The organism is Roseixanthobacter psychrophilus (assembly GCF_043195195.1).
In the GTDB taxonomy this organism is placed as follows: Bacteria; Pseudomonadota; Alphaproteobacteria; order Rhizobiales; family Xanthobacteraceae; genus NCEH01.
Genome location: NZ_JBAFWT010000002.1, coordinates 187,665 through 213,819, shown reverse-complemented (window position 1 = coordinate 213,819; position 26,155 = coordinate 187,665). Strand labels below are relative to the sequence as shown.

The 26,155-nt window shown below is 64.9% G+C and carries 30 protein-coding genes; 23 read left to right on the top strand and 7 right to left on the bottom strand.

Features of this window, described 5'->3' with window-relative positions:
* Positions 1 to 74: 74 nt before the first annotated feature.
* From nifD to fdxB, 8 genes are all read left to right on the top strand, one after another.
* Positions 75 to 1,577, top strand: coding sequence for a nitrogenase molybdenum-iron protein alpha chain (gene nifD / locus V5F77_RS03390; RefSeq protein WP_429003911.1), 1,503 nt, complete (start codon positions 75 to 77; stop codon positions 1,575 to 1,577).
* A 79-nt stretch (positions 1,578 to 1,656) separates the two neighbouring features.
* Positions 1,657 to 3,216 (top strand): nitrogenase molybdenum-iron protein subunit beta, encoded by a 1,560-nt coding sequence (nifK, locus tag V5F77_RS03385; RefSeq protein WP_429003910.1) that lies wholly within the window; start codon positions 1,657 to 1,659, stop codon positions 3,214 to 3,216.
* Between the two features lie 121 nt (positions 3,217 to 3,337).
* The gene (nifE, locus tag V5F77_RS03380) at positions 3,338 to 5,014 is read left to right on the top strand and encodes a nitrogenase iron-molybdenum cofactor biosynthesis protein NifE (RefSeq protein ID WP_429003909.1); all 1,677 of its coding nucleotides are present in this window, start codon (positions 3,338 to 3,340) and stop codon (positions 5,012 to 5,014) included.
* 8 nt (positions 5,015 to 5,022) lie between these two features.
* The gene (gene nifN, locus V5F77_RS03375) at positions 5,023 to 6,402 is read left to right on the top strand and encodes a nitrogenase iron-molybdenum cofactor biosynthesis protein NifN (protein ID WP_429003908.1); all 1,380 of its coding nucleotides are present in this window, start codon (positions 5,023 to 5,025) and stop codon (positions 6,400 to 6,402) included.
* 25 nt (positions 6,403 to 6,427) lie between these two features.
* Entirely contained in the window at positions 6,428 to 6,823 is a 396-nt protein-coding gene (gene nifX / locus V5F77_RS03370) for a nitrogen fixation protein NifX (protein ID WP_348844648.1), read from the top strand.
* Between the two features lie 8 nt (positions 6,824 to 6,831).
* Positions 6,832 to 7,299: a NifX-associated nitrogen fixation protein gene (locus V5F77_RS03365; RefSeq protein WP_394081319.1), complete on the top strand. Its 468-nt coding sequence runs from the start codon at positions 6,832 to 6,834 to the stop codon at positions 7,297 to 7,299.
* 8 nt (positions 7,300 to 7,307) lie between these two features.
* A complete protein-coding gene (locus V5F77_RS03360; RefSeq protein WP_429003907.1) occupies positions 7,308 to 7,508 on the top strand; it encodes a CCE_0567 family metalloprotein in 201 nt (66 codons plus the stop codon).
* Between the two features lie 135 nt (positions 7,509 to 7,643).
* Positions 7,644 to 7,943: a ferredoxin III, nif-specific gene (gene fdxB, locus V5F77_RS03355; protein WP_429003906.1), complete on the top strand. Its 300-nt coding sequence runs from the start codon at positions 7,644 to 7,646 to the stop codon at positions 7,941 to 7,943.
* Positions 7,944 to 8,114: 171 nt separating this feature from the next.
* Here fdxB and V5F77_RS03350 read toward each other — a convergent pair whose 3' ends face one another.
* Together V5F77_RS03350 and V5F77_RS03345 are read right to left on the bottom strand one after the other, a co-directional pair.
* Positions 8,115 to 8,891: an IclR family transcriptional regulator gene (locus V5F77_RS03350; protein WP_429003905.1), complete on the bottom strand. Its 777-nt coding sequence runs from the start codon at positions 8,889 to 8,891 to the stop codon at positions 8,115 to 8,117.
* Complete coding sequence (locus V5F77_RS03345; RefSeq protein WP_429003904.1) at positions 8,888 to 9,877, bottom strand: 3-hydroxyacyl-CoA dehydrogenase; 990 nt, start codon at positions 9,875 to 9,877, stop codon at positions 8,888 to 8,890. The genes V5F77_RS03350 and V5F77_RS03345 overlap by 4 nt, the downstream gene beginning before the upstream one ends.
* 258 nt (positions 9,878 to 10,135) lie before the next feature.
* Between V5F77_RS03345 and pcaF the strand changes: the two genes are divergently transcribed.
* The 9 genes from pcaF (at position 10,136) to pcaD (ending at position 17,230) form a co-directional block, all read left to right on the top strand.
* Entirely contained in the window at positions 10,136 to 11,341 is a 1,206-nt protein-coding gene (gene pcaF, locus V5F77_RS03340; protein WP_429003903.1) for a 3-oxoadipyl-CoA thiolase, read from the top strand.
* A gap of 35 nt (positions 11,342 to 11,376) precedes the next feature.
* Positions 11,377 to 12,588 (top strand): ABC transporter substrate-binding protein, encoded by a 1,212-nt coding sequence (locus V5F77_RS03335; protein WP_429003902.1) that lies wholly within the window; start codon positions 11,377 to 11,379, stop codon positions 12,586 to 12,588.
* Between the two features lie 61 nt (positions 12,589 to 12,649).
* Positions 12,650 to 12,925, top strand: coding sequence for a muconolactone Delta-isomerase (catC, locus tag V5F77_RS03330; protein ID WP_429003901.1), 276 nt, complete (start codon positions 12,650 to 12,652; stop codon positions 12,923 to 12,925).
* A 19-nt stretch (positions 12,926 to 12,944) separates the two neighbouring features.
* Positions 12,945 to 13,619 carry a 3-oxoacid CoA-transferase subunit A gene (locus tag V5F77_RS03325; RefSeq protein ID WP_449317017.1) on the top strand — a complete coding sequence of 225 codons (675 nt, stop codon included), beginning with the start codon at positions 12,945 to 12,947 and terminating at the stop codon, positions 13,617 to 13,619.
* On the top strand, positions 13,616 to 14,290 hold the full coding sequence (locus tag V5F77_RS03320) for a 3-oxoacid CoA-transferase subunit B (protein ID WP_429003899.1): 675 nt from the start codon (positions 13,616 to 13,618) through the stop codon (positions 14,288 to 14,290). Before V5F77_RS03325 ends, V5F77_RS03320 begins: the two co-directional genes overlap by 4 nt.
* Positions 14,291 to 14,301: 11 nt before the next feature.
* Positions 14,302 to 14,610, top strand: coding sequence for a YciI family protein (locus tag V5F77_RS03315; RefSeq protein ID WP_429003898.1), 309 nt, complete (start codon positions 14,302 to 14,304; stop codon positions 14,608 to 14,610).
* Between the two features lie 2 nt (positions 14,611 to 14,612).
* Entirely contained in the window at positions 14,613 to 15,329 is a 717-nt protein-coding gene (locus V5F77_RS03310; protein ID WP_429003897.1) for an SDR family oxidoreductase, read from the top strand.
* A 39-nt stretch (positions 15,330 to 15,368) separates the two neighbouring features.
* Complete coding sequence (locus tag V5F77_RS03305; RefSeq protein WP_429003896.1) at positions 15,369 to 16,403, top strand: cyclase family protein; 1,035 nt, start codon at positions 15,369 to 15,371, stop codon at positions 16,401 to 16,403.
* Between the two features lie 29 nt (positions 16,404 to 16,432).
* Positions 16,433 to 17,230, top strand: a complete 798-nt coding sequence (gene pcaD, locus V5F77_RS03300) for a 3-oxoadipate enol-lactonase (protein WP_429003895.1) — start codon at positions 16,433 to 16,435, stop codon at positions 17,228 to 17,230.
* A gap of 94 nt (positions 17,231 to 17,324) precedes the next feature.
* Here pcaD and V5F77_RS03295 read toward each other — a convergent pair whose 3' ends face one another.
* The 4 genes from V5F77_RS03295 to V5F77_RS03280 all read right to left on the bottom strand — a co-directional run bounded on the left by V5F77_RS03295 (position 17,325) and on the right by V5F77_RS03280 (position 19,350).
* A complete protein-coding gene (locus V5F77_RS03295) occupies positions 17,325 to 17,642 on the bottom strand; it encodes a hypothetical protein (protein WP_429004037.1) in 318 nt (105 codons plus the stop codon).
* Entirely contained in the window at positions 17,636 to 17,905 is a 270-nt protein-coding gene (locus tag V5F77_RS03290; protein ID WP_429003894.1) for a hypothetical protein, read from the bottom strand. The genes V5F77_RS03295 and V5F77_RS03290 overlap by 7 nt, the downstream gene beginning before the upstream one ends.
* Before the next feature lie 28 nt (positions 17,906 to 17,933).
* On the bottom strand, positions 17,934 to 18,800 hold the full coding sequence (locus tag V5F77_RS03285; RefSeq protein WP_429003893.1) for a sulfurtransferase: 867 nt from the start codon (positions 18,798 to 18,800) through the stop codon (positions 17,934 to 17,936).
* A gap of 91 nt (positions 18,801 to 18,891) precedes the next feature.
* Entirely contained in the window at positions 18,892 to 19,350 is a 459-nt protein-coding gene (locus tag V5F77_RS03280) for a hypothetical protein (RefSeq protein WP_429003892.1), read from the bottom strand.
* Between the two features lie 170 nt (positions 19,351 to 19,520).
* Between V5F77_RS03280 and V5F77_RS03275 the strand changes: the two genes are divergently transcribed.
* Both V5F77_RS03275 and V5F77_RS03270 read left to right on the top strand, forming a co-directional pair.
* A complete protein-coding gene (locus V5F77_RS03275) occupies positions 19,521 to 21,161 on the top strand; it encodes a flavin monoamine oxidase family protein (RefSeq protein WP_429003891.1) in 1,641 nt (546 codons plus the stop codon).
* An 11-nt stretch (positions 21,162 to 21,172) separates the two neighbouring features.
* Entirely contained in the window at positions 21,173 to 21,583 is a 411-nt protein-coding gene (locus V5F77_RS03270; RefSeq protein WP_429004036.1) for a Rieske (2Fe-2S) protein, read from the top strand.
* Positions 21,584 to 21,598: 15 nt separating this feature from the next.
* Here V5F77_RS03270 and V5F77_RS03265 read toward each other — a convergent pair whose 3' ends face one another.
* The gene (locus tag V5F77_RS03265; RefSeq protein WP_429003890.1) at positions 21,599 to 22,207 is read right to left on the bottom strand and encodes a hypothetical protein; all 609 of its coding nucleotides are present in this window, start codon (positions 22,205 to 22,207) and stop codon (positions 21,599 to 21,601) included.
* 147 nt (positions 22,208 to 22,354) lie between these two features.
* Between V5F77_RS03265 and V5F77_RS03260 the strand changes: the two genes are divergently transcribed.
* The 4 genes from V5F77_RS03260 (at position 22,355) to nifS (ending at position 26,123) form a co-directional block, all read left to right on the top strand.
* On the top strand, positions 22,355 to 24,049 hold the full coding sequence (locus V5F77_RS03260; RefSeq protein ID WP_429003889.1) for an ATP-binding protein: 1,695 nt from the start codon (positions 22,355 to 22,357) through the stop codon (positions 24,047 to 24,049).
* Positions 24,050 to 24,261: 212 nt separating this feature from the next.
* Complete coding sequence (locus V5F77_RS03255; RefSeq protein ID WP_429003888.1) at positions 24,262 to 24,582, top strand: HesB/IscA family protein; 321 nt, start codon at positions 24,262 to 24,264, stop codon at positions 24,580 to 24,582.
* A gap of 86 nt (positions 24,583 to 24,668) precedes the next feature.
* Complete coding sequence (locus V5F77_RS03250) at positions 24,669 to 24,959, top strand: NifU family protein (protein WP_429003887.1); 291 nt, start codon at positions 24,669 to 24,671, stop codon at positions 24,957 to 24,959.
* A 12-nt stretch (positions 24,960 to 24,971) separates the two neighbouring features.
* Positions 24,972 to 26,123, top strand: a complete 1,152-nt coding sequence (gene nifS, locus V5F77_RS03245; RefSeq protein WP_429003886.1) for a cysteine desulfurase NifS — start codon at positions 24,972 to 24,974, stop codon at positions 26,121 to 26,123.
* The last annotated feature ends 32 nt before the right edge of the window (positions 26,124 to 26,155 follow it).

The following is a 26,155-nucleotide window of genomic DNA, read 5'->3' as shown; positions in this document are numbered from 1 at the left end:
GAAGCAAATCCCAGCCCCTCCGAAGAGGGGCTGGTTTTCCGCCACGAAAACGGGGTTTAAGCGAGGATAGCGAAATGAGCCTGGCAAAGACGCAGAGCATTGAGGAAATCAAGGCTCGCAATAAAGAACTGATCTCGGAAGTCCTGGAGGTCTATCCCGAGAAGACCGCCAAGAGGCGCGCCAAGCACCTCAATGTCCATGAATCCGGAAAGTCGGATTGCGGCGTGAAGTCCAATCTGAAGTCGGTTCCCGGCGTGATGACCATCCGCGGCTGTGCTTATGCCGGCTCGAAGGGCGTGGTCTGGGGTCCGATCAAGGACATGATCCACATCAGCCACGGCCCGGTCGGCTGCGGCCAGTATTCGTGGGCCGCGCGTCGCAATTACTACATCGGAACGACCGGCATCGACACCTTCGTGACGATGCAGTTCACCTCCGACTTCCAGGAAAAGGACATCGTCTTCGGCGGCGACAAGAAGCTCGCCAAGATCATGGACGAAATCCAGGAATTGTTCCCACTGAACAACGGCATCACCGTTCAGTCGGAATGCCCGATCGGTCTGATCGGTGACGACATCGAGGCGGTCTCCAAGGCCAAGTCGAAGGAATACGAAGGCAAAACCATCGTTCCGGTCCGCTGCGAAGGCTTCCGCGGCGTGTCGCAATCGCTCGGCCACCACATCGCCAACGACGCGATCCGGGACTGGGTGTTCGACAAGATCCCCGCGGACGCCGCCCCGCGCTTCGAGCCGACGGCATACGACGTGGCCATCATCGGCGACTACAACATCGGCGGCGACGCCTGGTCCTCGCGCATCCTGCTCGAAGAAATGGGCCTGCGCGTGATCGCCCAGTGGTCCGGCGACGGCTCGCTGGCGGAGCTTGAGGCCACTCCGAAGGCCAAGCTCAACGTGCTGCACTGCTACCGCTCGATGAACTACATCTCGCGCCACATGGAAGAAAAGTACGGTATACCTTGGTGCGAATACAACTTCTTCGGCCCGTCCAAGATCGCGGAATCGCTGCGCAAGATTGCCAGCTATTTCGACGACAAGATCAAGGAAGGTGCGGAGCGCGTGATCGCGAAGTACCAGCCGTTGATGGATGCGGTCATTGCGAAGTATCGCCCCCGTCTCGAAGGCAAGACCGTGATGCTGTTCGTCGGCGGCCTTCGTCCGCGTCACGTCATCGGCGCCTATGAAGACCTCGGCATGGAAGTGGTCGGCACCGGCTACGAGTTCGGCCATAACGACGACTACCAGCGCACCGCGCAGCACTACGTGAAAGACGGCACGCTGATCTATGACGACGTGACCGGCTACGAGTTCGAGAAGTTCGTCGAGAAGATCCAGCCGGACCTGGTTGGCTCGGGCATCAAGGAAAAGTACGTCTTCCAGAAGATGGGCGTGCCGTTCCGCCAGATGCACTCCTGGGACTATTCCGGCCCGTACCACGGCTATGACGGCTTCGCGATCTTCGCGCGCGACATGGACATGGCCATCAATTCCCCCGTCTGGAAGATGACGAAGGCGCCGTGGAAAGCGGTGCCCAAGCCCACCCTGATGGCAGCGGAATAGCCTCACGCCGTCCCGGCCCTCCCCTCGCGGGACGGGCCGGGACGCCAGCTCGGGACATGACATTCAAGAGGACACAACCATGACTCAAAATGCCGATCACGTGCTCGATCATCTCGAGCTGTTCCGCGGCCCGGAATACCAGCAGATGCTGGCGAACAAGAAGAAGATGTTCGAGAACCCACGCGATCCGGCCGAAGTGGAGCGCGTGCGGGAATGGGCCAAGACGCCTGAATATCGCGAGTTGAACTTCGCTCGCGAAGCGCTGACCGTGAACCCCGCCAAGGCCTGCCAGCCGCTCGGCGCGGTGTTCGCCGCGGTCGGGTTCGAGGGCACCATCCCCTTCGTCCACGGCTCGCAGGGTTGCGTTGCTTATTATCGCAGCCATTTCTCCCGTCACTTCAAGGAGCCCAGCTCCTGCGTCTCCTCGTCCATGACCGAGGATGCGGCGGTGTTCGGCGGCCTCAACAACATGATCGACGGCCTCGCAAATACCTATGCGATGTACAAGCCGAAGATGATCGCGGTCTCCACCACCTGCATGGCCGAAGTCATCGGCGACGACCTCAACGCCTTCATCAAGACGGCGAAGGAAAAGGGCTCGGTCCCGGCCGAATATGATGTGCCCTTCGCCCATACGCCCGCCTTCGTCGGCAGCCACGTCACCGGCTACGACAATGTCATGAAGGGCATCTTCGAGCATTTCTGGGACGGCAAGGCCCGCACCGCGCCGGTGCTGGAGCGCGTGCCGAACGAGAAGATCAACTTCATCGGCGGCTTTGACGGCTACACCGTCGGCAACCTGCGTGAAGTCAAGCGCCTGCTCGGCATCATGGGTGCGGACTACACCATCCTCGGCGACAACAGCGACGTGTGGGACACCCCCACCGACGGCGAGTTCCGCATGTATGACGGCGGCACCACGCTGGAGGAGGCGGCCAACGCGCTCCACGCCAAGGCCACCATCTCGATGCAGGAATACAGCACCGAGAAGACCCTGCCCTTCATCGCGTCCCACGGCCAGGAAGTGGTCGCCTTCAACCATCCCATCGGGGTGGCCGGCACCGACGCCTTCCTGATGGCGGTGTCGCGCATCATCGGCAAGGAAATCCCCGAGGAACTGGCGCGCGAGCGCGGTCGCCTGGTGGACGCCATCGCCGATTCCAGCGCGCACATCCACGGCAAGAAGTTCGCCATCTACGGCGATCCCGACCTCTGCCTCGGCCTCGCCGCGTTCCTGCTGGAGCTCGGCGCCGAACCCACCCACGTGCTCGCCACCAACGGCAACAAGCAGTGGGCGGAAAAGGTCCAGGCCCTGTTCGACTCCTCGCCGTTCGGCCAGAACTGCCATGTCTATCCCGGCAAGGATCTCTGGCACATGCGTTCGCTGCTGTTCACGGATCCGGTGGATTTCCTGATCGGCAACACCTACGGCAAGTATCTCGAGCGCGACACCGGCACGCCGCTGATCCGCATCGGCTTCCCGATCTTCGATCGCCACCACCACCATCGCTATCCGGTGTGGGGCTATCAGGGCGGCATGAACGTTCTGGTCTGGATCCTCGACAAGATCTTCGACGAAATCGACAAGAACACGAACGTTCCCTCGAAGACCGACTACAGCTTCGACATCATTCGCTGATCGTCGTTTCCACAAGCCTGCCCCACCACCCGACCGGGCGGTGGGGCGCATCCAATGAAAGTATTCACCACCCGATTTGTTTCATTCATTTCATAACCCGTTCCATGGATAGGAGATGCGCATGTCGTCGTTATCGGCCACGATCCAGGACGTCTTCAACGAACCGGGCTGCGGCAAGAATGCCAACAAGTCCGAAGCCGAGCGCAAGAAGGGCTGCACCAAGCAATTGCAGCCCGGCGGCGCGGCCGGCGGCTGTGCCTTCGATGGCGCGAAGATCGCGCTCCAGCCGCTCACCGACGTCGCCCATCTGATCCACGGCCCGATCGCCTGCGAAGGCAATTCCTGGGACAATCGCGGCGCCAAATCCTCCGGCTCGAACATCTGGCGCACCGGCTTCACCACCGACATCAACGAGACCGATGTCGTGTTCGGCGGCGAGAAGCGCCTGTTCAAGGCGATCCGCGAGATCATCGAGAAGTACGACCCCCCGGCGGTGTTCGTCTATCAAACCTGCGTGCCGGCCATGATCGGCGACGATATCAATGCGGTCTGCAAGGCGGCGAAGGAGAAGTTCGGCAAGCCGGTCATTCCGGTGAATTCCCCCGGCTTCGTCGGTCCCAAGAATCTCGGTAACAAGCTCGCGGGCGAAGCCCTGCTGGAGCATGTCATCGGCACCGAGGAGCCGGAATACACCACCCCTTATGACCTGAACATCATCGGCGAATACAATCTGGCCGGCGAATTGTGGCAGGTGAAGCCGCTGCTGGACGAATTGGGCATCCGCATCTTCTCGTCCATCTCCGGCGACGGGCGCTACAAGGAAGTGGCCTATTCCCATCGCGCCAAGGCGGCGATGATGGTGTGCTCGAAAGCCATGATCAATGTCGCCCGCAAGATGGAGGAGCGCTATGGCATCCCCTTCTTCGAGGGCTCCTTCTACGGCATCGAGGATTCCAGCGACTCCCTGCGCGAAATCGCCCGCCTGCTGATCGAGCGCGGCGCGCCCGAGGAATTGATGACCCGCACCGAGGCGGTGATCGCCCGCGAGGAGGCCAAGGCCTGGGCCGCGATCGCCTCCTACAAGCCCCGCTTCAAGGGCAAGAAGGTTCTGCTCATCACCGGCGGCGTGAAGTCCTGGTCGGTGGTGGCGGCCCTGCAGGAAGCAGGCCTGGAGCTGGTCGGCACCTCGGTGAAGAAGTCCACCAAGGAAGACAAGGAACGCATCAAGGAATTGATGGGCCAGGACGCCCACATGATCGACGATATGACGCCGCGCGAAATGTACAAGATGCTGAAGGACGCGAAGGCGGACATCATGTTGTCGGGCGGGCGCTCGCAATTCATCGCGCTCAAGGCGTCCATGCCGTGGCTCGACATCAACCAGGAGCGCCACCACGCCTATATGGGCTATGTGGGCATGGTGAAGCTGGTCGAGGAAATCGACAAGGCGCTTTACAATCCCATCTGGGAACAGGTGCGCAAGGCGGCGCCCTGGGAAGTCGCCGGCACCAATTGGCAAGCCGTGGCCATAGCGCAGATGGATGCAGAAGCCGCCGCGCTGGCGGCGGACCCGGTGGCCGCCGAAGCCGCGCGCCGCGCGAAGAAGATCTGCAATTGCAAGTCGGTCGATCTCGGCACCATCGAGGATGCGATCGCGGCCCATGGGCTGACCGATGTGGAGGGGGTGCGCACCCACACCACCGCCTCCGGCGGCTGCGGAGCCTGCTCCGAGCGCATCGACGACATCCTCGCATCCGTCGCCATGACGGCTGTCCCCACCCTCCAGGCTGCGGAATAGGCGGCGCCATGGCCACGGTCACACTCGGCAAGAAGGCCTGCGCGGTCAATCCGCTGAAGATGAGCCAGCCGATCGGCGGCGCGCTCGCCTTCATGGGGCTGCGCGGCTCCATGCCCCTGCTGCACGGCTCCCAGGGCTGCACCTCGTTCGGCCTTGTGCTGTTCGTGCGGCACTTCAAGGAGGCCATTCCGATGCAGACCACGGCCATGAGCGAAGTGGCGACGGTTCTCGGCGGCTATGAGAATGTCGAGCAGGCGGTGCTCAACATCCACAAGCGCACGAAGCCTGAAATCATCGGCATCTGCTCCACCGGCGTCACCGAGACCAAGGGCGACGATGTGGAGGGCTATATCAAGCTGATCCGGCAGAAGAACCCGGAAGTGGCCAATCTGCCCATGGTCTATGTCTCGACGCCGGATTTCAAGGACGCGTTCCAGGACGGCTGGGAAAAGACCGTGGCCCGCATGGTGGAAGTGCTCGTGGAGACGCCCCGCAGCGCCGCCCGGCGCGATCCGGCGCGGGTGAATGTTCTGCCCGGCTGCCACCTGACACCCGGCGACATCGAGGAGGTGCGCACCATCCTTGAGGATTTTGGCCTGGAACCCTCGTTCCTGCCGGATCTGGGTGGCTCGCTGGACGGGCATATTCCCGATGAATTCACCCCCACCACCATCGGTGGCATCGGTGTGGAAGAAGTCGCCACCATGGGCCAGGCCGCCTGGACCATCGCCATCGGCGCCCAGATGCAGCGGGCCGCCGAGGCGATGGAGAAGAAGGCCGGCACGCCGTTCAAGGTGTTCGAGCGCCTGTGCGGGCTCGGCCCGAACGATGCCTTCATCTCCTTCCTGAGCGAGATCAGCGGCCGGCCCGTGCCGCTGAAATATCGCCGCCAGCGCGGCCAGTTGGTGGACGCCATGCTGGATGCCCATTTCCACGTGGGCGGCCGCAAGCTCGCCATCGGCGCGGAACCCGATCTGCTGTTCGATCTCAGCAGCATGCTGCACGAGCTGGGGGCCCATGTGACGGCCGCCGTGACGACCACCCAATCGCCGGTGCTGGCGCGGGTCGAGACGGACGATGTCCTGATCGGCGATCTGGAAGACCTGGAAACCCTCGCCAAGGCGCGGGGCTGCGATCTGCTGGTGACCCATTCCCACGGGCGGCAGGCGGCGGAGCGGCTGCACATCCCCTTCTATCGCGCCGGCATGCCCATGTTCGACCGGCTCGGCGCCGGCCATCAGCTTTCCGTCGGCTATCGCGGCACGCGCGACACGATCTTCCACATCAGCAACCTCATCATTGCCGACCACGAGGAAAACCACGAACCCACGCCCGACACTTGGCGCATCACCGACGATGCGGCGGGCCATGCAGCCGCGACGCATTGATGCGCGACGAGACAAGGAAGATCCCATGAAGATCGCATTCGCCACCCAGGATCTGAAACGCGTCGATGCTCATTTTGGCTGGGCCAAGAACATCGCGATCTATGAGATCGGCCCGCAGGGGCACCAGTTTCTCGAAGCCATCCAGTTCGACGGCGACCTGAAGGAAGACGGCAACGAGGACAAGCTCGGGCCGAAGATCGACGCCATCAAGGACTGCGCGATCCTCTATGTCGCGGCGATCGGCGGCTCGGGCGCAGCGCGCGTGGTCGCGAACAATATCCATCCCATGAAGGTGAACCAGCCGGAGGAAATCTCCGAGCTGCTGGTGAAGCTTGAGGACGTGCTCAAGGGCAACCCTCCCCCCTGGCTGCGCAAGGCTCTGGCCAAGGGCCAGGAACGCACCTTCGATTTTGATGAGTGAGGAACACCATGGCTGAAACCGCAGAACTCGCCCCGACCCCCGCCGCCGAAGCTCCCTTCATCAAGGAATTGATCAAGGTGTGGCGCGCGCAGGATTCCCATGGTGCCTGGGACAGCAAGGCCGACCTCGACCTGCTGGAACCCTATATTCTCGATAAGGAGGCGCGCCGCGCCCTGCCGATCATCGGCGATCCCGACCCGGATACGCTCTGGCGCATGGAGCTGTTCTTCAACGCCGTCTGCCTCTCCATCGAGAAGGCGACCGGCGTGATGATCACGCCCATGATGAAGATGAGCCATGAGGGCTTCGGCCGCATGGTGCTGATCGGTGGCCGGCTGATCGTTGTGAACAAGCAATTGCGCGACGTCCATCGCTTCGGCTTCGACACCCTCGCGAAGCTCGCCGAGGAAGGCCAGAAGCACGTCGATGCCGGCATCGAGATGATCGAGAAATTCGAACCCGTCGCGAAATATTGAGGTGATCCATGAGCGACCTGGAAAGCTTGAAGGCTGAAATCAAGAAGCTGTCAGCCAAGGCGATCGCGGCAAAGATGGATCTCCATGATCTGTCCGAGGAGTTGCCGATCAGTTGGGAGACCATCCCCGACGTCGCCAAGCGGGCGCACGATGCCTTCGCCGAGCTGGAGCAGAAGCGCGCCCAGTTGAAGGCCCTTGAGACCGCCTGACACCAAAGGCCAGAGCCTGCGCGTTAGCGGCCCGTGAGATTGCCTCACGGGCCATCGGTCAGGCATGCCCGAAAAACCCTCTCGGCGCCGGTCAAGGAGCGGCGCCGTCAGTCTCATCTGAAAGTCGAGAGCATCATGTCAAACGCAACCCGCGACGGCCGCGCCTGGCAGCCGGAATATCTCCTGGCCATCGACGTCAAGAAGTGCATCGGCTGTGGTCGCTGCTACAAGGTCTGCGGCCGCGATGTGATGACCCTGAAAGGGATCAACGAGGACGGCGAATTCATCAGCCTCGATGACGACGAGGACGATGAGGTCGAGAAGAAGATCATGGTGATGAACGACGACGGCGCCTGCATCGGCTGCGGAGCGTGCGCGCGCGTGTGCCCCACCAATTGCCAGACCCACGGCGCCGAGAAGGCGGAAGCGGTCTGAGCGGCGGGGATTGAGCACGGGCCACGGCTCGTCGGTCCTCGGTGGTCGAGCTTGAGGCGGTGGCGGAACCGGCCACCATGGGAATGTCCCCTCGGCCTCGATCCGGCGGGCGGCCGGGTCGCCCCGGCGCCGAGCATCCGGTTCAGGCGACGCCGCACGACCGTTCGGCGGCTATTGCGGCAAGGCCGCGGAAATTCTCTGGGCGGCATCCTGCAACACCGGCAGGAACCGGGTGCGCATGGTCTCCACCGAGGTGCGGCCCTCGTGCGTGCTGACATTGAGCGCCGCCAGCACCTCCGACCGTCGATTGCGCACCGGCACGGCGATGGAGCGCAGTCCCATTTCCAGTTCCTGATCCACCAGGGCCCAGCCCTGCCGGCGCACGCTCTCCACCGCATCCTTGAGGGCCAGCATGTTGGCCACCGTGCGCGGCGTACGGCGCTCGATCTTCTGCCGGTCGTAGAAGGCGGCGAGCTGCGCCGGAGGCAGGCCGGCGAGCAGGACCCGCCCCATGGAGCTGCAATAGGCCGGCAGGCGGCTGCCGATGCTGAGGCCGATGGTCATCACCCGCGCCGTCGGCTCGCGCGCGACATAGACGATGTCCGCCCCATCCAGCACCGCGAGCGAGCAGGATTCCTGGAGCGTGTTGACCACGTCGCGCATGATCGGCTGGGCCACCTCCCACACCGGCAAGGAGGACAGATAGGCAAAGCCGAGATCGAGCACCTTGGGGCGCAGCGAGAAATATTTGCCGTCCACCTCGGCATAGCCCTCGCGCACCAGAGTGAGCAGGAAACGCCGCGCCGTCGCCCGTGTCAGGCCGGTCTGCTGGGCCACTTCGCTGAGCGTCATGCGCGGCTTGTATTGGCTGAAGGTGCGGATCACCTCCAGCCCGCGCGCGAGGGACTGGACATAGTCCTTATCCTCGCTCGCCTGCGCCGTGCTCATGCCGTCTCCCCGGAACCTTCGTTCGCTGCCTCATTATCATGCGCCGACGCCCCCTGCCCAGCCGCGCGCGCCGCCATCAGGCGCTCATCGCGCCAGGCAACGCGCGCCTCCCATTGGTCGAGCGGCAGCACCGCCCGGCGCGCCGCCGCGACGCGGGCGACGAGATCTTCGTCCCACACGTCCGGCTGGCCACGCTCGGCGCCCATCTGCCGGTAGCGCTCGCCCATGCGGCGCGCGTGCTCGGCGATGCCGCCGCGATAATTCAGGTCCGCGGTCTCGAACGGCCCGATCAGCGACCAGCGCAGGCCGAGGCCGCCGGTCATCACGGCATCGATGTCGGCGACATCGGCCACCCCCTGCTGGAGCAGCCAATAGGCCTCCCGCAGCACCGCGCCTTGCAGGCGATTATAGACGAAGCCGTTGATCTCGCGCTTCAGCACCACCGGCGTCTGGCCAACCCGCGCCATCAGCGCGCGGGTGCGCTCCACCGCCTCGGGTGCCGTGAAGGGGGCGGGAACGATCTCCACGATCGGCAGCAGATAAGGCGGATTGGCGGGATGGGCGACCAGGCAGCGCGCCCGTCCCGGCAAGGCGGCGGCGAATTCCGAGGCCGGCAGGGAGGACGTGGAACTCGCCAGCACCGCATCGCCGGGCGCCAACTCGTCGAGGGCGCGGAACAGGTCGAGCTTCAGATCCAGCCGCTCGGGAATGTTCTCCTGCACATGGATCGCCCCGGCCAGCGCCGCGCCGAGATCGTCGCCCACCGAGAGGCGCGCCATCACCGCCTCGGGCGAAGCGGCGAGCAGGCCGTGATCGGCGAGGGCGGCGAGGCGTTGGGCGATGCCCGGCCGGACGGCGGCGCGCACGTCGGCGCTGGCGTCGTGGATGCGCACGTCGAAGCCTGCGCGCGCGAACACGATGGCCCAGCCCAGACCCATGCTGCCACCCCCCACCAGAGTGACGATCCCGCCTTCCGCCTCAGCCATTCCCGCTCCATTCGTGCGTATAACGAACAGTCCGTTCGCATCACGCACAAAATACCACCCCACCGCCGCTGTCAACCGGTCGCCCAGACGAGCGGTGCCGCGCGGTTTTTAATCGATGTTTTTTAACATGTTATGTGATTTTTCCTCAACCCGATCCTGCAATGCAACATCGAATCTGCTTGACGCTCCGTTTGAGCGCCTCCTATGAAACTTCAAAATCAATGTTCGCATATCGAACAAATTGAACCCGGGGAGCCCATGACCGAAACCTTTATCTGCGACGCGGTGCGCACGCCCATCGGCCGCTATGCCGGGGCGCTTTCCGCGGTTCGGCCGGACGATCTTGCGGCCCACATCATTCGCGCCCTGGTGGAGCGCGCGCCCGCGCTCGACACCGCGCGGATCGAGGATGTGATCCTCGGCTGCGCCAATCAGGCGGGCGAGGACAATCGCAACGTCGCCCGCATGGGCGCCCTGCTGGCGGGGCTGCCGGTCGGGGTTCCGGGCACCACCATCAATCGCCTGTGCGGCTCGGGCATGGATGCGGTGGGCACCGCCGCCCGCGCCATCAAGGCCGGCGAGGCGCATCTGCTGGTCGCCGGTGGTGTGGAAAGCATGAGCCGCGCCCCCTTCGTCATGGGCAAGGCCGACAGCGCCTTCTCCCGCGCGGCGAAGATCGAGGACACCACCATCGGCTGGCGCTTCGTCAACCCGCGCATGAAGGCGATGCACGGCGTCGATTCCATGCCCGAGACCGCCGAGAACGTGGCCGAGGAGTTCCAGATTTCCCGCGACCGGCAGGATGCCTTCGCATTGGAAAGCCAGCGCCGCGCCGCCGCCGCCTGGGCGCAGGGGCGCTTCGCCGATGAAATCGTCCCGGTGCCGGTGCCCCAGCGCAAGGGCGAGCCCAAGCTGTTCGACCGCGACGAGCACCCGCGCGCCGATCTTGCCATCGCCGATCTCGCCCGCCTCAAGGGCGTGGTGAAGGCGGACGGCACGGTGACCGCCGGCAATGCCTCCGGCGTCAATGACGGCGCCGCCGCCCTGCTCCTCGCCTCCGCCGTCGCGGTGGAGCGGCACGGCCTCACGCCCCGCGCCCGCGTGCTCGGCATGGCGACCGCCGGCGTGCCGCCGCGCATCATGGGCATGGGCCCCGCCCCCGCCACCCGCAAGGTGCTGGAGCAGGTCGGGCTCACCCTCGCCGACATGGATGTGATCGAATTGAACGAGGCCTTCGCGGCCCAGGCGCTCGCCGTGCTGAGCGATCTCGGCCTGCCGGACGATGCGGCCCATGTGAACCCGAACGGCGGTGCCATCGCCCTCGGCCACCCCCTCGGCATGTCCGGCGCGCGCCTTGTGGGCACCGCCGTGCACCATCTCACCCGCACCGGCGGACGCTATGGGCTGTGCACCATGTGCATCGGCGTCGGCCAGGGCATCGCCATTGTGATCGAGCGCGTCTGAACGCTCGGCTGATCTTCGAAATCTTGGGAGGAAGCATGAAGACCAAAGCAATCTGCGCCGGCGTTCTGGCCAGCCTGATGATGGCCGCCCCGGCGGCCGCGCAATATGCCGGCGGCGGCGTCAAGGTGGGCGTGCTCACCGATATGTCGGGCGCCTATTCCGACCTCGCCGGCAAGGGTTCGGTGGAAGCCGCGCGCCTCGCCATCGAGGATTTCGGCAGGCCCATCAACGGCAAGCCGGTGGAACTCGTCTCGGCCGACCACCAGAACAAGGCCGATGTCGCCTCCACCACAGCCCGCGCCTGGTACGACACCGAGAATGTGGATGCCATCTTCGACATCAACGGCTCGGTCGCGGCGCTCGCGGTGCGCGACGTGGCGAAGGAAAAGGGCAAGGTGGACATCAATTCCGGTGCCGCCTCCATGGCGCTCACCAACAAGGCCTGCTCGGCCACCGGCCTGCATTGGACCTATGACGTCTATTCGCTCGCGGCGGGCACCGGCAATGCGGTGACCAGCGGCGGCGGAAAATCCTGGTATTTCATCACCGCCGACTACACCTTCGGCCATGACCTGGAACAGCAGGTCGCCAAGATCGTCAAGGAAAAGGGCGGCACGGTGAAGGGCGCGGTGCGCGCGCCGTTCAACAGCGCCGATTTCTCCTCCTACCTGCTCCAGGCCCAGGCTTCCGGCGCGCAGATCATCGGCATGGCCAATGCCGGCGCCGATACCATCAACACCATCAAGCAGGCGCGTGAATTCGGCATCACCCAGGGCGGGCAGACGCTGGCCGCGCTGCTGCTGTTCCTCACCGACATCAAGTCGGTTGGCCTTGATGCCGCGCAGGGCATGGTGCTGACCACCGGCTTCTATTGGGATCTCGACGACAAGACCCGCGCCTTCTCCAAGCGCTTCGGCGAGCGCATGGGCGGCAAGATGCCCACCATGGTGCAGGCCGGCGTCTATTCCTCGGTGCTGCATTATCTCAAGGCCGCCGAGGCCGCCGGCACCGACGAGGGCGTGAAGGTGATCGCCAAGATGCGCGAACTGCCGATCGACGACATGTTCGCCCGCAACGGCAAGATCCGCGAAGACGGCCGCATGGTGCACGACATGTATCTCGCCAAGGTGAAGACGCCGGAAGCCTCCAAGGGTCCGTGGGACTTCTACGAGATCGTCCGCGTCATCCCCGGCGACGAGGCATTCCAGCCGCTCAGCGAGAGCACCTGCCCACTGGTCAAGAAGTGATGCCAGGGGACGCCGGGCCATTTGCCCGGCGTCCCCTTCCTCCCAGAACAAGGCCCGCACCATGCTGTTCCATGTCGAGATGAAGGTGAACATCCCGCACGATTTCCCGGCCGAGAAGGCCGAGGCCATCAAGGCGGCGGAAAAGGCCTATGCGCAGGACCTCCAGCGCCAGGGCAAATGGGTGCATCTGTGGCGCATCGCGGGCCGCTACGCGAACATCTCCATCTTCGACGTGGAGAGCGTGGACGAGCTGCATGCCCTGCTCGCCTCGCTGCCCCTGTTCCCGTTCATGGACATCAACGTGACGCCGTTGGCGCGCCACCCTTCCTCTCTCTGAGAAGCCTGCCCCGATCATGATCGACAAGACGAGACCCGACACGCAAAGCTGCGTGGCCGACATTCCCGACGGCGCGACCATCCTGGTCGGCGGCTTCGGCGGCGCCGGCATGCCGCACGAACTGATCGAGGCGGTGATCGCGCGCGCGCCGAGGGACCTCACCATCATCTCCAACAATGCCGGAAACGGCACCACGGGCCTTGCCGCGCTGCTCGCGGCGGGGCTGGTGCGCAAGGTGGTGTGTTCGTTTCCGCGCCAGGCGGATTCCCACGTGTTCGACACGCTCTATCGCGCGGGCAAGGTGGAGCTGGAACTGGTGCCGCAAGGCAATCTCGTCGAGCGCATCCGCGCCGGCGGGGCCGGGATCGGCGCCTTCTTCACCCCCACCGGCTACGGCACGCCGATCGCCGACGGCAAGGAGACACGGAAGATCGAGGGGCGTAATTATGTGCTCGAATATCCCATCAAGGCCGATTTCGCCCTGATCAAGGCGTGGCAGGGCGACCGCTGGGGCAATCTCGTCTATCGCAAGACGGCGCGCAATTTCGGCCCGGTCATGGCCACCGCCGCCAAGGTGACGGTGGCGCAGGTGCAGGAGATCGTGCCCCTCGGCAGCCTCGATCCGGAGGTGATCATCACCCCCGGCGTGTTCGTGAACCGCGTGGTGGCCATCGGCACGGGAGCCTTCCAATGAGCGACATCACAATGAGCGATATCGCAACCGACTTCGTCCCCTGGACCCGCGCCGAGATGGCGCAGCTCATCGCCGCCGACATTCCCGAGGGCGCGGTGGTCAACATCGGCATCGGCATGCCGGAACTCGTGGCCGACTATCTGCCGCAGGATAAGGAAATCCTGCTCCAGAGCGAAAATGGCATCCTCGGCATGGGGCCGAAGCCCGGCGCCAACGCCATCGACATGGACCTCATCAATGCCGGCAAGCAGCCCGTGACGCTGCTCGACGGTGGGGCTTTCTTCGACCACACCCTCTCCTTCGCCATCATGCGCGGCGGCCATCTCGACATCACCATCCTCGGCGCCTTCCAGGTCGCGGAGAATGGCGACCTTGCCAATTGGGCCACCAACGACCCCAACGCCATTCCCGCCGTGGGCGGCGCCATGGATCTCGCGGTGGGGGCCTCCAACGTGTTCGTGATGATGGAGATGCTGACCAAGAAGGGGGAGTCGAAGCTGGTGGAGCGCTGCAGCTATCCGCTCACCGGGCTCGCCTGCGTCTCGCGTGTCTATACCGACCACGCGGTCCTGGACATCGCGCCCCACGGCTTCGTGGCGCGGCACCTCGCTCCGGGGCTCAGCCTCGACGACTTGCAGCGCCGGGCGGGCATCAAGATCCACGCAGCCTGAGGCGAGCACCCATGCCTTATATCATCGAGACCTTCGACAAGCCCGGCACGCTGGACCTGCGCGCCGCGACCCGGGACGCGCATCTCGACTTCCTCGCCGAGAACGCCCCGCTCCTGCTGGCCTGCGGCGCCAAGCTGGACGATGACGGCAACACCGCCGGCGGCGGGCTCTATGTGGTGGAATTGGAGACCCGCGCGGAGGCGGAAGCCTTCATCGCCGCCGATCCGTTCTTCAAGGCGGGCCTGTTCGAGCGCGTCTCCATCACCCGCTGGCGCAAGGCTTATGTGGCCGGCGTCAGCTATCTGCCGCCCAAGGCATGAGCATGGACCGCACCCTGGTGACCGGCGGCGCCGGCGGCATCGGCCTTGCCGTTGCCCGGCACGAGATCGCGGCGGGCCGCGACGTGGTGGTGCTGGACCGCCTGCCACCCCCCGCCGATCTTGCCGCCCGCTTCATCGCCGTGGACATGATGGACGAGGCCGAAACGGCGGCCGCCCTTGCCGCGGCGCTGGCGGAGGGCCCCATCACCCGCCTCGTCAACAATGTGGGCATGGTGCGGCCGGCAACCCTCGATGAGACGAGCAGCGCCGATTTCACCGCCGTCATGCGGCTCAATCTCGGCACCGCCATTCAGGCGACGCAGGCCTTGCTCGCCTCCATGCGGGCGGCGCGCTTCGGCCGCATCGTCAATGTCTCCAGCCGCGCCGCCTACGGCAAGGAATTGCGCACCGCCTATGCCGCCAGCAAGGCGGGCCTGCTGGGCGCCACCCGCACCTGGGCGCTGGAACTGGGCAAGGACGGCATCACCGTGAACGCGGTCGCCCCCGGCCCCATCGCAACCCCGCTGTTCACGGCGGCGAACCCGCCCGACGCCCCGCGCACCCGCGCCATCGTTGAGGGCATCCCGGTGGGCCGCGTGGGCTTGCCGCAGGATGTGGCCGAGGCCATCGGCTTCTTCCTCTCCGACGCGGCCGGCTTCATCACCGGCCAGACACTGGCCGTGTGCGGCGGCGTCACTGTCGGCAAGGCCACCGTCTGAAGGGCGGATCTGCGCAAAACCGTGAGCGAGGAAACAATCATGCCTTCGAACCCGCGCTGGGTCCGCCGCCCCGAGGGCTCCACCTGGGGCGATTTCGGCCCCGACGATCAGCTCGGCCGGCTCAACCTGCTAACCCCCCAGAAGGTGCGGGAGGGCATCGCCGAGGTGCGCGAGGGCCGCACCTTCTGCCTGAGCCTGCCGCTCGACCGGCCCGGCGGCAAGGCGCTCAATCCACGGCGCGGGCCGCCCGTGCTCTCGCCCACCGGCCCCGCCGACAAGCCCCGCTGGAACCAGTGCCTGTGCCATGACGAGGCCGGCTTGCTGGACGTGGTGTGCGACGACAAGGTGGAAATCGCCCTGCAATATTCCACCCAATGGGATGCGCTGGTCCATGTGGGCGCGCTGTTCGACGCCGACGGCAACGGCACGCCCGAGCCGGTCTATTACAACGGCTTCCGCGCCGGCACCGACGTGCTCGGCGTGCGGGAGACCGCCGCCGCCGGCCGCGCCTTCGGCGCCCTGAAGCTGGGCATCGAGCACGCCGCCGCCCATGGGGTTCAAGGCCGGGGCGTGCTGGTGGACCTGTTCGCCCGCTTCGGCGAGGCGCGGCGCTTCGTGACCTATGACGACCTCATGTCGGTGATGGACGCCGATGGGGTGAGCGTGGAACCCGGCGACATCCTGTGCCTCCACACCGGCTTTGCCGGCGTGGTGATGCGCATGGACGGGGCGCCCGACGCCGCCGTGCTGGCGAACGCCTGCGCGGTCCTCGACGGGCGCGACGAGCGCCTGCTCCAATGGATCAGCGACAGCCAGATCGCCGCCCTCGCCACCGACAATTACGCGGTCGAGGGACTGCCGGCGCGGCCCTTTGGGCGCGGCGCGAAGGCCGCCATGCCCTTGCACCATCATTGCCTGTTCAAGCTCGGCCTGCCGCTCGGCGAATTGTGGTGGCTGGGCGATCTTGCCGCCTATCTGCGGGCGAGCGGCCGCAGCCGCTTCCTGCTCACCGCCCCGCCCTTGCGCCTGCCCGGCGCGGCGGGCTCTCCCGTCACCCCCATCGCCACGCTCTGACCTGCGTGACCTCCTGGAGACCGCCGGACATGCCCTTCCTCCTCGCCGGAGAGATCCTCACCCATTACGCGCTCGAAGGCCCGGCGGAGGCGCCGGTGCTGCTGCTCGCCAATTCGCTCGGCACCAATTTCCATGTGTGGGACCCGGTGATGGCGGACCTGACCGCCCATTTCCGCGTGCTGCGCTATGACATGCGCGGCCATGGCCTGACCGATGCCACCCCCCTGCCCGACGCCGCCCGCGGCTATTCCATCCAAGCCCTGGCCGGTGACGCGCTGGCGCTGATGGATGCGCTGGGCATCGCCAGGGCCCATGTGTGCGGCCTCTCGATCGGCGGCATGGTGGCGCAACACCTCGCCGCCCATACCCCGGAGCGGGTGGACCGGCTCATCCTCTGCGACACCGCGCTATTGATCGGACCGGCCTCGGTATGGACCGACCGCGTCGCCGGCATCCGCCGCGACGGGCTCGCCGCCATCGCGCCGGGCGTGATGGCCCGCTGGTTCACCGAGGGCTTCCGCGCCCGCGCGCCGCAGATCGTGCGCGGCTATGTCAACATGGTCGCCCGCACCACCCTCGACGGCTATGTCGGCTGCGCCCTGGCGGTACGGGATGCGGACCTGCGGCCTTCGACGAAGGACATCTCCGCCCCGACCCTGGTGCTGGTCGGCGATCAAGACCCCTCCACCCCGCCGGCATCCGCCGAGGAACTCGCCGCCGCCATCCCGGGGGCGAAGCTTGAGCTGATCGCCGACGCCTCGCACATTCCCTGCGTCGAACAGCCCGCGCGGGTGGCGCAACTCGTGCTCGCCCATCTCGCGCGTTGAAGTTCTGCGGAATATCGGCGAACTTCGCGGTTCAACCTGGGTTATCCGGGTTTGAACCGCTGTTCTTCTTCCGAAACGGGTGGTCTGCGGCAGGCTATTCGATGCCCTGCTCGCGGGCCTTCCACATGGCGGCGATGCGAAATCGCTCATTGATCGCCGCCGGGCTCGCCAGGATTTCCGCCTCCGCTTCTGCAAACGCCGCCAACACCTTATCGACCTCCGCCTGCGTCAAGGGCAGCCGTCCCGCCGTGTGGGTGGCGTCCGGCACGGCGGCGAGAATGGCGCGCCGGTTCGGATGATCCTTCACCTCGATCAACTCGAACGCCTCCAAGGCTCCGTCCAGGCAGATGGCGAGGCCGATCACTTCAAGCTTCCGGCCATCCAAGGTCGTCTTGATGAGGGTGGTCATGATGTGCCTTCCTCTGCTTCTGCCAGCCAGCCATAACCGCCCTGATCCCAGAGCTGGGCGAGGGCCTGATCGGCCTTCCAGGCGGGATATTGCTCGCGGATCGCATTGTAATCGCTGCGGAATCTCGCCGCATCGTCACCGGCGAGATGGGCGGTCATGTGGTCGGTCTTGAACCGCAGCACGAAAGCGGCACCATCGGGTTCGGCGCGGAGCTGATACTCCTCCCCTTCCAGGATAATGCCGGGTCCACCTGTCTGCTCGCTCATGGCTTGGCCTCGCCCAGTTGGTGGCGGCTCATGCCGCAACCGCCGCTGCCGCCGGCGTGTCCTCCACGGATCCCCATTCCGCCCACGAGCCGTCATAGACAGCGACGCAGGACTGGCCGATCAGATACAGCCCGAGCGCCAAGACGCAGGACGAAATGCCGGAGGCGCAGGTGGTGACGATCGGCCGGCCAAGGTCGATGCCCGCCGCCGCGAACCGCGCCGCCAAGGCCTCGCGACCGAGCAGGGCACCGGTCTCGGGGTGGATCAGATCGGCCCAGGGAATGTTGATGGCATTGGGAATATGGCCGAGCTTCTTCACCGGGAAGACATCTTCCTGCGTCCCGTCAAACTTCCCGGGACCGCGCGCGTCGATGAGCTGCTCGGCACCCGTGCGCAGGTTGGCGCGGACCTCGCCCATGCTGCGAACCAACTCGGGCCGCAGAGCCGCCTCAAAGGCGCGGGGCTCCGGGCGCACCGGCGACATTTCCGTCGGCAGCTTTTCCTTCACCCACTTGCCAAAGCCCCCGTCCAGCATGACCACATTGTCATGACCGAACGCGCGGAACATCCACCAGGCCCGGGCAGCAGCGGAACCGCCGTACAAGCGATCGTAGACGACGACCAGATCGCCGGTCCCGACCCCCATCAACCCGACTTTCTTGGCGAAATCGGCTGCGTTAGGAAGCATGTGCGGCAGCGGGCTCGACGTGTCGGCCACATGATCGATATCGAAATGCACTGAGCCGGGGAGATGGCGCCCGCGATATTGGGTGCGTCCATCCAGATTCGTGCTGGTGTGATGCCAGGTGCAATCGAGGATCCGAAGGTTCGGATCCGAAAGATGCGCGGCAAGCCATTCGGTGCTCACCAGTCCTTCAGGCGTGTCCGAGGTCATGCACTTGATCTCCCTGTCGGAAAGCCGACCCGCTGTCGTGGATTTGACACCGGGCCAGAAGGCCCGGTGTCGCCCTCATCTCGCTACTGCCTCACAGAACGCGGGGCATGGAATATCCGGGCTGGGGATGGGAATCGTAATAGTCCGGCCGCTCCGGCCAGCCGCCTTCCGACACGAACCTGAAGGACGCGACACGCACCGGCGCCCCGACCGAACAGGACACCTCGGCGAACTTGATCTCACGATCGCCCGGGCCGGCGGAGAAATCCGCAACCACCTTGCCGTCGGCGGTGCGCGCCCTTGCAAATCCAGGCGTTCCCACGGTAACCGCGGGCACTGCATCGACCACGAACAGGGGCTTTTCCACGCCCTCGTCCTCAGGGCCGAAAGCGGGCGACGCGAATGTGAAGGTCGTGAGAATGCCGCTGCGCTCCACCGGCCGATCGGCGGTGAGCGGGCGGGCGACGGAATAGATGGTCAAGGTGCCCCCGGCCAGCGCCGCCTTCACCTCTTCGAGGGACGCTTGGGCAAATTCTTCTGCAACGTTCATGTCGGTCTCCAAACACAGGCGCGTTGCAGAAGGACAGATCAAGTTTTGTGCCAGTTGATGTCCCGCGTGGGATCCCGCGATGCCGCAGCCGGACAGCCACTTTCTTCCTGCCTTGGATGTTGCGCGAATCTTGCAAGAGCCTTCTGCGAGACGAACAATGTAGGCAAGCCATGCTGGATACGGCGATCATCGGGGGCGGGCTGTGCGGCCTCGCCCTGGCGCACAGCCTCTCCCGACAGGGACGTCAGGCGGCGCTTTTCGAAGCCCGCGCGCGGCTCGGCGGACGCATCCTCTCGGTGACGGACGAGGCGAGTGGCCAAGCCATGGACCTCGGTCCCACATGGTTTTGGCCGCAGAGCCAACCCCTTGTCAGCAGCCTGATCGCCGAGGCCGGGCTCTCAAACATCCCACAGCACGACGCGGGCGTGGTGCTGCATCTGCGCGATCCTGACAAGCGGGCGGAGCAGATGGCGGACCGGCAGGTGCATGGCGATGCCCGCCGGCTCGAAGACGGCATGGGGCGCCTGGTGGACATCCTCGCCGCCAACCTTTCGCCGTCTCAGATCTATCGCGAGCATGTCCTCACCCGCGTCGCGGATCGCGGAGATCATGTGTCCTTGACCTTCCGTGTCGGCGATCACACGGTCTCGGTGGAGGCGCGACAGGTGGTGCTCGCCCTGCCCCCCCGGCTTGTCGAACAGGATGTTCGGTTCGAGCCGGAACTCGACACGGCTTTGTGCGATGCCATGCGCGGCACCGAGACCTGGATGGCCTCGCGGGCCAAGGTCATGATCGCCTATCCCCACGCGGCGTGGCGGGAGGCCGGCCTTTCCGGCAATGCCTTCGTGACCCACGAACAGGCGGTCGTCGGCGAGGTCTTTGATGCCTGCGACGGGCGCGCCGAAAAGGCGGCGTTGGGCGGCTTCATCGCCCTGTCGCCGCCGTTGCGGGAGAGCTTCGCCGTGGGCCTGCCGACGCTGATCGACAACCAAATGGTCCAGCTCTTCGGCGAAACGGGCGAAGGCGGCACTCAGTATTACCAGGATTGGGCGAACGAGCCTTTCACCTGCAGCACCCGCGACCGCGATGCGCCGGTGGCAGAACATTCCGATATGGGCAACCCGCTGCTGCGCCGTCCACTCTGGGGTGGCCGGCTGCACTTCGGCGGGTCGGAGACCGCGACCACAGGCGCCGGCTATCTGGAAGGCGCCCTGGAAGCGGCACGGCGCATCGAGAGGGCACTGACCCGCAGCTTCGCCGAACGGGCCACGAGCGGCGCTGCGGCCTCCCTGGCGTCCTTCGGCAACAACGATACCGGCGGCGACGGGCTTGTCGCCTGGGCCGCCTGGGTGGCCTTGCAGGGCGATCTCGCGCTGGACGACTATCGCCGCCGCCTGACGCAGGCCCTCGCCACGCAACAGCGCGAGCAGATCACCCAACGGGCGATCCTCGCCGCGGTGGAGCAGGTGTTCGCCAACGCACTGGTTGGACTGGAAGATGTGCCGCTCGCAACGCGGACCGCAACGGTCGAACGCGGGCGTTCCAGCCTCACGCCGCTGATCCAGCAGCCGTTCGGCGCGTTCATGCAGGCCCTCGTGGACGACGTCATAGCCTTCAACCGCACATCGTGCGCTTTATCGAATTTTCCTGACGAACATCAATTATCCAAGGACTATGTGCAGGCCATCCTGCGCGACATCGCAGCCGCCTGGCAAGAATTCTCGCTCGCTGCCAACCGCCTGCTTCTCGCTAAGACCCAGTCCGCACCGGTCCGGCTCGCGGACTTGCAAGCACCGGGAGTTTCCTCATGACCGAGGGCAATATGGATCAGAATGTGGCGTACGCCATCTGCAGCATGAGCGACATTCCAAGCCAGAGGGCGGCCGGCTTCAATCTCATGGTGGTGGATGAGAACGGCAACAGCCGCCCCTATCCCATCATCGTGGTGCGATGGGGCCGCCAGGTGTTCGGCTATGTCAACAAATGCCCGCACGATGGGGTCAATTTGGACTGGGAGCGCAACCAGTTCCTGGACCCGAACGGCATCCGCATCATGTGCGGGAAGCACGGTGCCCTGTTCGAACTGGGCACCGGCAATTGCGTGGACGGCCCCTGCAAGGGCAAGAGCCTGATCCCCGTGGCGCTGGCGGTTCTGGACAACGACATCTGCGTGACCGGGGTCACCCTTGTTGAAGAGGATGACGAGGTCGAGGCAGACCCGCAGGACGTGTGATCGCCGGCCGGCCCGTCAGACGGGCCGGTTCTCGTTGCGGTTCTTCACCGGCTCCATGCGCGCGACGCCTTCCTCGAAGGTGATCGTGGGATAGGCTTCATTAAAGCCAAGTGCAGCATCCAGCAGGTGATCCAACTTTCCTGCGGTATCGAGCTTTTTCACATCGTTCTTGTCGATGCTCATCAGGTCCATCATCTCCTTCCAAACCGTGGATTCATCGCACGGCAGGACGAAGAAGGTAACGCCGTCGATCACCACCCGATATTTGGCCAGAAGATCGATGTTGTTGGCGAAGATGAAATACGTTCCGCTGGGGCTCAGCAGACCTTTCAGCACCTCGGCCGCGACTGAGAGATAAGCGAAGGAATGGATATAGCCCACCAGGATCGGAATAGTGGGCTCGCCGGCCTGCACGACGGTGAGCACCTGCTCGATGGAAAAGTCCGGCGGGCGCTTTTCGTCGGCGACCTGGGCCTGGAACTTCAAGGCGATGTCACCCCGGAAGCCGAAGCGGCCCGGCTTCTTGGTCGGCGCCTTGAGAACCGCGTTGAGCAGCCGGCCCTCCCGATCAAGCCGAGCGAGCGCGGTCTCCTCGATCGTCGTCGTCTTCTCAAGCGTCGTCATGGAACCATCCCCGGTTTTCAAGCCAGATTCCGGCGCACGAGCGCCGGTCGGGACGACCTATTCAAATAGCGTGCCGCGCAAACTCTGGCGCAAACCATGCATGCCCCGTTGACGAGCGTGCCATTCTTTCAAACCCGACAGATCCCCATGAAGCTTCAGATTGAGCGCCCCTATATCGAGGCCATGGTCACGAGCTTTCCAGCCCTGGCGCCGCTCAAGGAGCAATTGCGCTTCGGCGAAAAGGTCGAGGTCGCCTTTACCCATCTCTCCAGCGCGGAACTCGATTTCCTGCAGGACCTCTATCGCGGGGCCGGCCCGCACATGCAAACGCGGCTCGCGCAGATTGCGACGCTGCAGCGCGCGTTCAACGACAAAAGTGTCAGGTTTGCTGCGCACGACCTCGAAGCCGTGGTTCCGGCGATCGCGCGATACCTGATCCAGGATGCGATCCATGGCTGGATGTTCACGGCCAGCGTCGCCAGCCGCCCCCTCCCATATGTGGTGACGCGCCTGGATTACACGCCCCCTTCCAATGACGAGACCGGGCGCGTTTTCGTCGAACTGAAAGCCAATGCCAAAGGCGCCATCACCTCGGCCACCCTGCGGATTTCCGGCGGCGACATCGCCGGCAAGACGGTGGCGGAGATCTTCGCCGCCAAGGGGTTTTTGAAGGAAACGCCGGAACTGATCGCCGCTTATGACGAGACCGAGGCGCGCTATTTCGCCTGGCGCAGCCGCTATGGCGCCCAATTCTCCGGTCGCGGCACCGGCTTCTATACCGACGATCCCAATGCCTCCCATCGCGATACCGATTGGTCACGCAAGGACGTTGTCGTGCTGTCCTCAGGCGGCGGAGCCGCGCGGCTGGTGAATGACGAAAGCATCCTCACCGCCCGCGCCCTGACCCTGGAGGTCACCGGCGATATCCTCGGCCAATATCTGCGCAAGGCGGCCAAGAGCAATCTCTACGACGCCGAGGAGGAAGTGGAGGAATCCAAGGCGGCGATCCGGCCCGGTCTGTTCAGCCGCATCCCGATCCATCCCTATATTTTGATGTTCCACCTCGACCTGCACCATTATCTGTGGGTGCACGCCGACGACATGGAGCCCTACGCCTACCAACCGAATCTGCGGGAAAAGCTGGTGTTGCCGGAGGAGCAGACCGACCTTATCGACATCCTCACCGCCGAGATGGATCTCCTGATGGACGACATCGTGGCGGGAAAATCCGGCGGCACCACCGTGCTCTGCGCGGGTCCGCCGGGCGTCGGCAAGACCCTGACCGCGGAAGTGTACGCCGAGATCATCCAGCGCCCGCTTTACCGGGTGCATTCCGGCCAGTTGGGCCTCAATGCCGCCGCCATGGAAAACGCCCTCAAGGACACGCTGACCCGGGCCCAACGCTGGGGCGCGGTGATGCTGATCGACGAGGCGGACGTCTATATCAAGCGGCGCGAGGACGACATCGCCATGAATGCGGTGGTCGGCGTATTCCTGCGGGTGCTCGAATATTTCAACGGGCTGCTGTTCCTCACCACCAACCGCATCGACGATATCGACGAAGCGATCGTCTCGCGCTGCATCGCCTTGATCAAATTTCACCCGCCCAACAGCGCGGCGCGCCGGCGGATCTGGACCGTGATGAGCGAACAATTCGGCCTCGCGATGGATGCGCCCCTGCTCGACGCGCTGGTGGATGTCTTCCCTTCCACCAGCGGTCGCGACATCAAGGGCCTCGCCAAGCTGGTGGCGAAATATTGCCGCCACAAGCGCGTGCCCCCGACCCTCGACGTATTCGAGCGCTGCGCGATCTTCCGAGGCATAGATCTCGGTGCTGCCTGACATCCGGCGGTCCGTGAGCGACTGCGGGCCAGACGTCGGGAGCGACCTTCGACACGTCCTCTTTCGGACGCCGAGACCCCTGTCGGAAACTCGACACGCGTCGCAAAACCCACAGGCCGAAATCTGAAATCTCCCGCGAATTCAAAACTATAGCCGCTGGCATGGGACTTGCTGAACAGGGGAGTAGACAAGTCCTATCCAGCGAGGCGACCATGATCAACCTGACGGACAGTGCGGTGAACGCGGTTCGCACCGCCATGAATACCGCTGCGGAGCCGGCCAGCGGGCTGCGCATCCAGGTCGAAGCGGGCGGCTGCGCCGGCTACAAGTATCAGATGGGCCTGGTGCAGGAAGCCGGCCCCGACGACACCGTGATCGAACGCAACGGCGTCAAGGTCTTCGTGGACAATCAGAGCCACGAATATCTCGCCGGCACGACCATCGATTTCGTTGTGGCGCTGGAAGGCTCCGGCTTCACGTTCGAGAACCCCAACGCCAAGTCCAGTTGCTCCTGCGGCAAATCCTTCGGCTGATCCAAAGCTTCGCGCCACGGCGTGCACGGGCCGTTTGGGCTGCCGCGCACGCCGGCTTCCGCAGAAAATCTCTCCAGGAGAACGTCATGCTGGCCGAGTCCGAAAACCTGAAGGTGCAGCCCACCGAAGAGAGCGAGCGCGTGCGGATCATCAAGGCGGTGATCGAAGAAGTGCGCCCCAACCTGCAGCGCGACGGCGGCGATTGCGAGCTGCTGGGCATCGAGGGCAACAAGGTGATGGTGCGGCTCACCGGCGCCTGCGTGTTCTGCAAGCTGGCCAGCATGACGCTGGAAGGCATCCAGTCCAAGGTGGTTGAACGCCTCGGCGAACTGGTGCGCATCGTCCCTGTGGCCGGCGCCGCCAAGGCGCGGCATTGATCGGGGTGCTCCGTGCCGATCTATCTCGACAACAATGCGACGACGCGCACCGACCCCGCCGTCGTCGCATCCATGTTGCCGTATTTCACGGAGCAGTTTGGCAATGCCTCCTCGGCCCACGCCTTCGGCGATGAGGTCGCAACCGGCCTGAAGGCCGCCCGCAAGAGCCTGCAAGCTCTGCTCGGCGCGGCTTTCGACCATGAGATCATCTTCACGTCTGGCGGAACGGAATCCGACAACACCGCCATCCTCTCCGCTCTTGATGGGCAGAAGGGGCGGGATGAGATCGTTACAACCGCAGTGGAGCATCCCGCCGTGCTCACCCTGCTCGATCACCTGCAGGCGACACGGGGCCTTAAGGTTCACCTGATCGGGGTCGATGCCGCCGGACGGCTGGACATGGACGCCTATCGCAATGCGCTTGGCCCGCGCACCGCGCTCGCCTCGGTGATGTGGGCGAACAACGAAACCGGTACGCTATTTCCTGTGGCCGAACTCGCCGATCTGGCCCATGCGGTCGGCGCCCTGTTTCACACCGACGCAGTCCAGGCCGTGGGCAAGATCCCCATCGATCTCAAAGCGATGCAGATCGATATGCTGTCGCTGTCGGGACACAAGCTGCACGGCCCCAAGGGCATCGGTGCCCTCTATGTTCGCAAGGGCACGAAATTCAGCCCACTGGTGCGCGGCGGCCCTCAGGAACGGCGGCGGCGCGGCGGAACGGAGAACGTTCCTGGCATTATCGGCCTCGGCAAGGCGGCTGAACTGGCACTTGCACATATCAATGCGCAGGGCAGCCAAGTGGGCGATCTTCGCAACCGGCTGGAACAGAGCGTGGTGCAGCAGATCGGCCATTGCCTGGTGCTCGGGGACACTGCGAACCGCCTGCCCAACACGTCCAACGTGGCGTTCGAGCATCTTGAGGGCGAGGCCATCCTGCATCACCTCAACCGCGCCGGCATCGCGGCCTCGCTGGGATCGGCCTGCTCGTCCGGATCCATGGAGCCCTCCCACGTGCTGCGTGCCATGGGCGTGCCCGCCGCCGCGCTGCGCGGCGCCATTCGCTTCTCGTTCTCGCGTGAAAATACGGTCGATGAAGTTGACCGGGTTTTACAGGTGCTGCCCGAGATCATCACGAAACTCCGGACATTGTCACCGTCGTGACAGTGGTGCGGCACGTCTGAACCCGAACACAT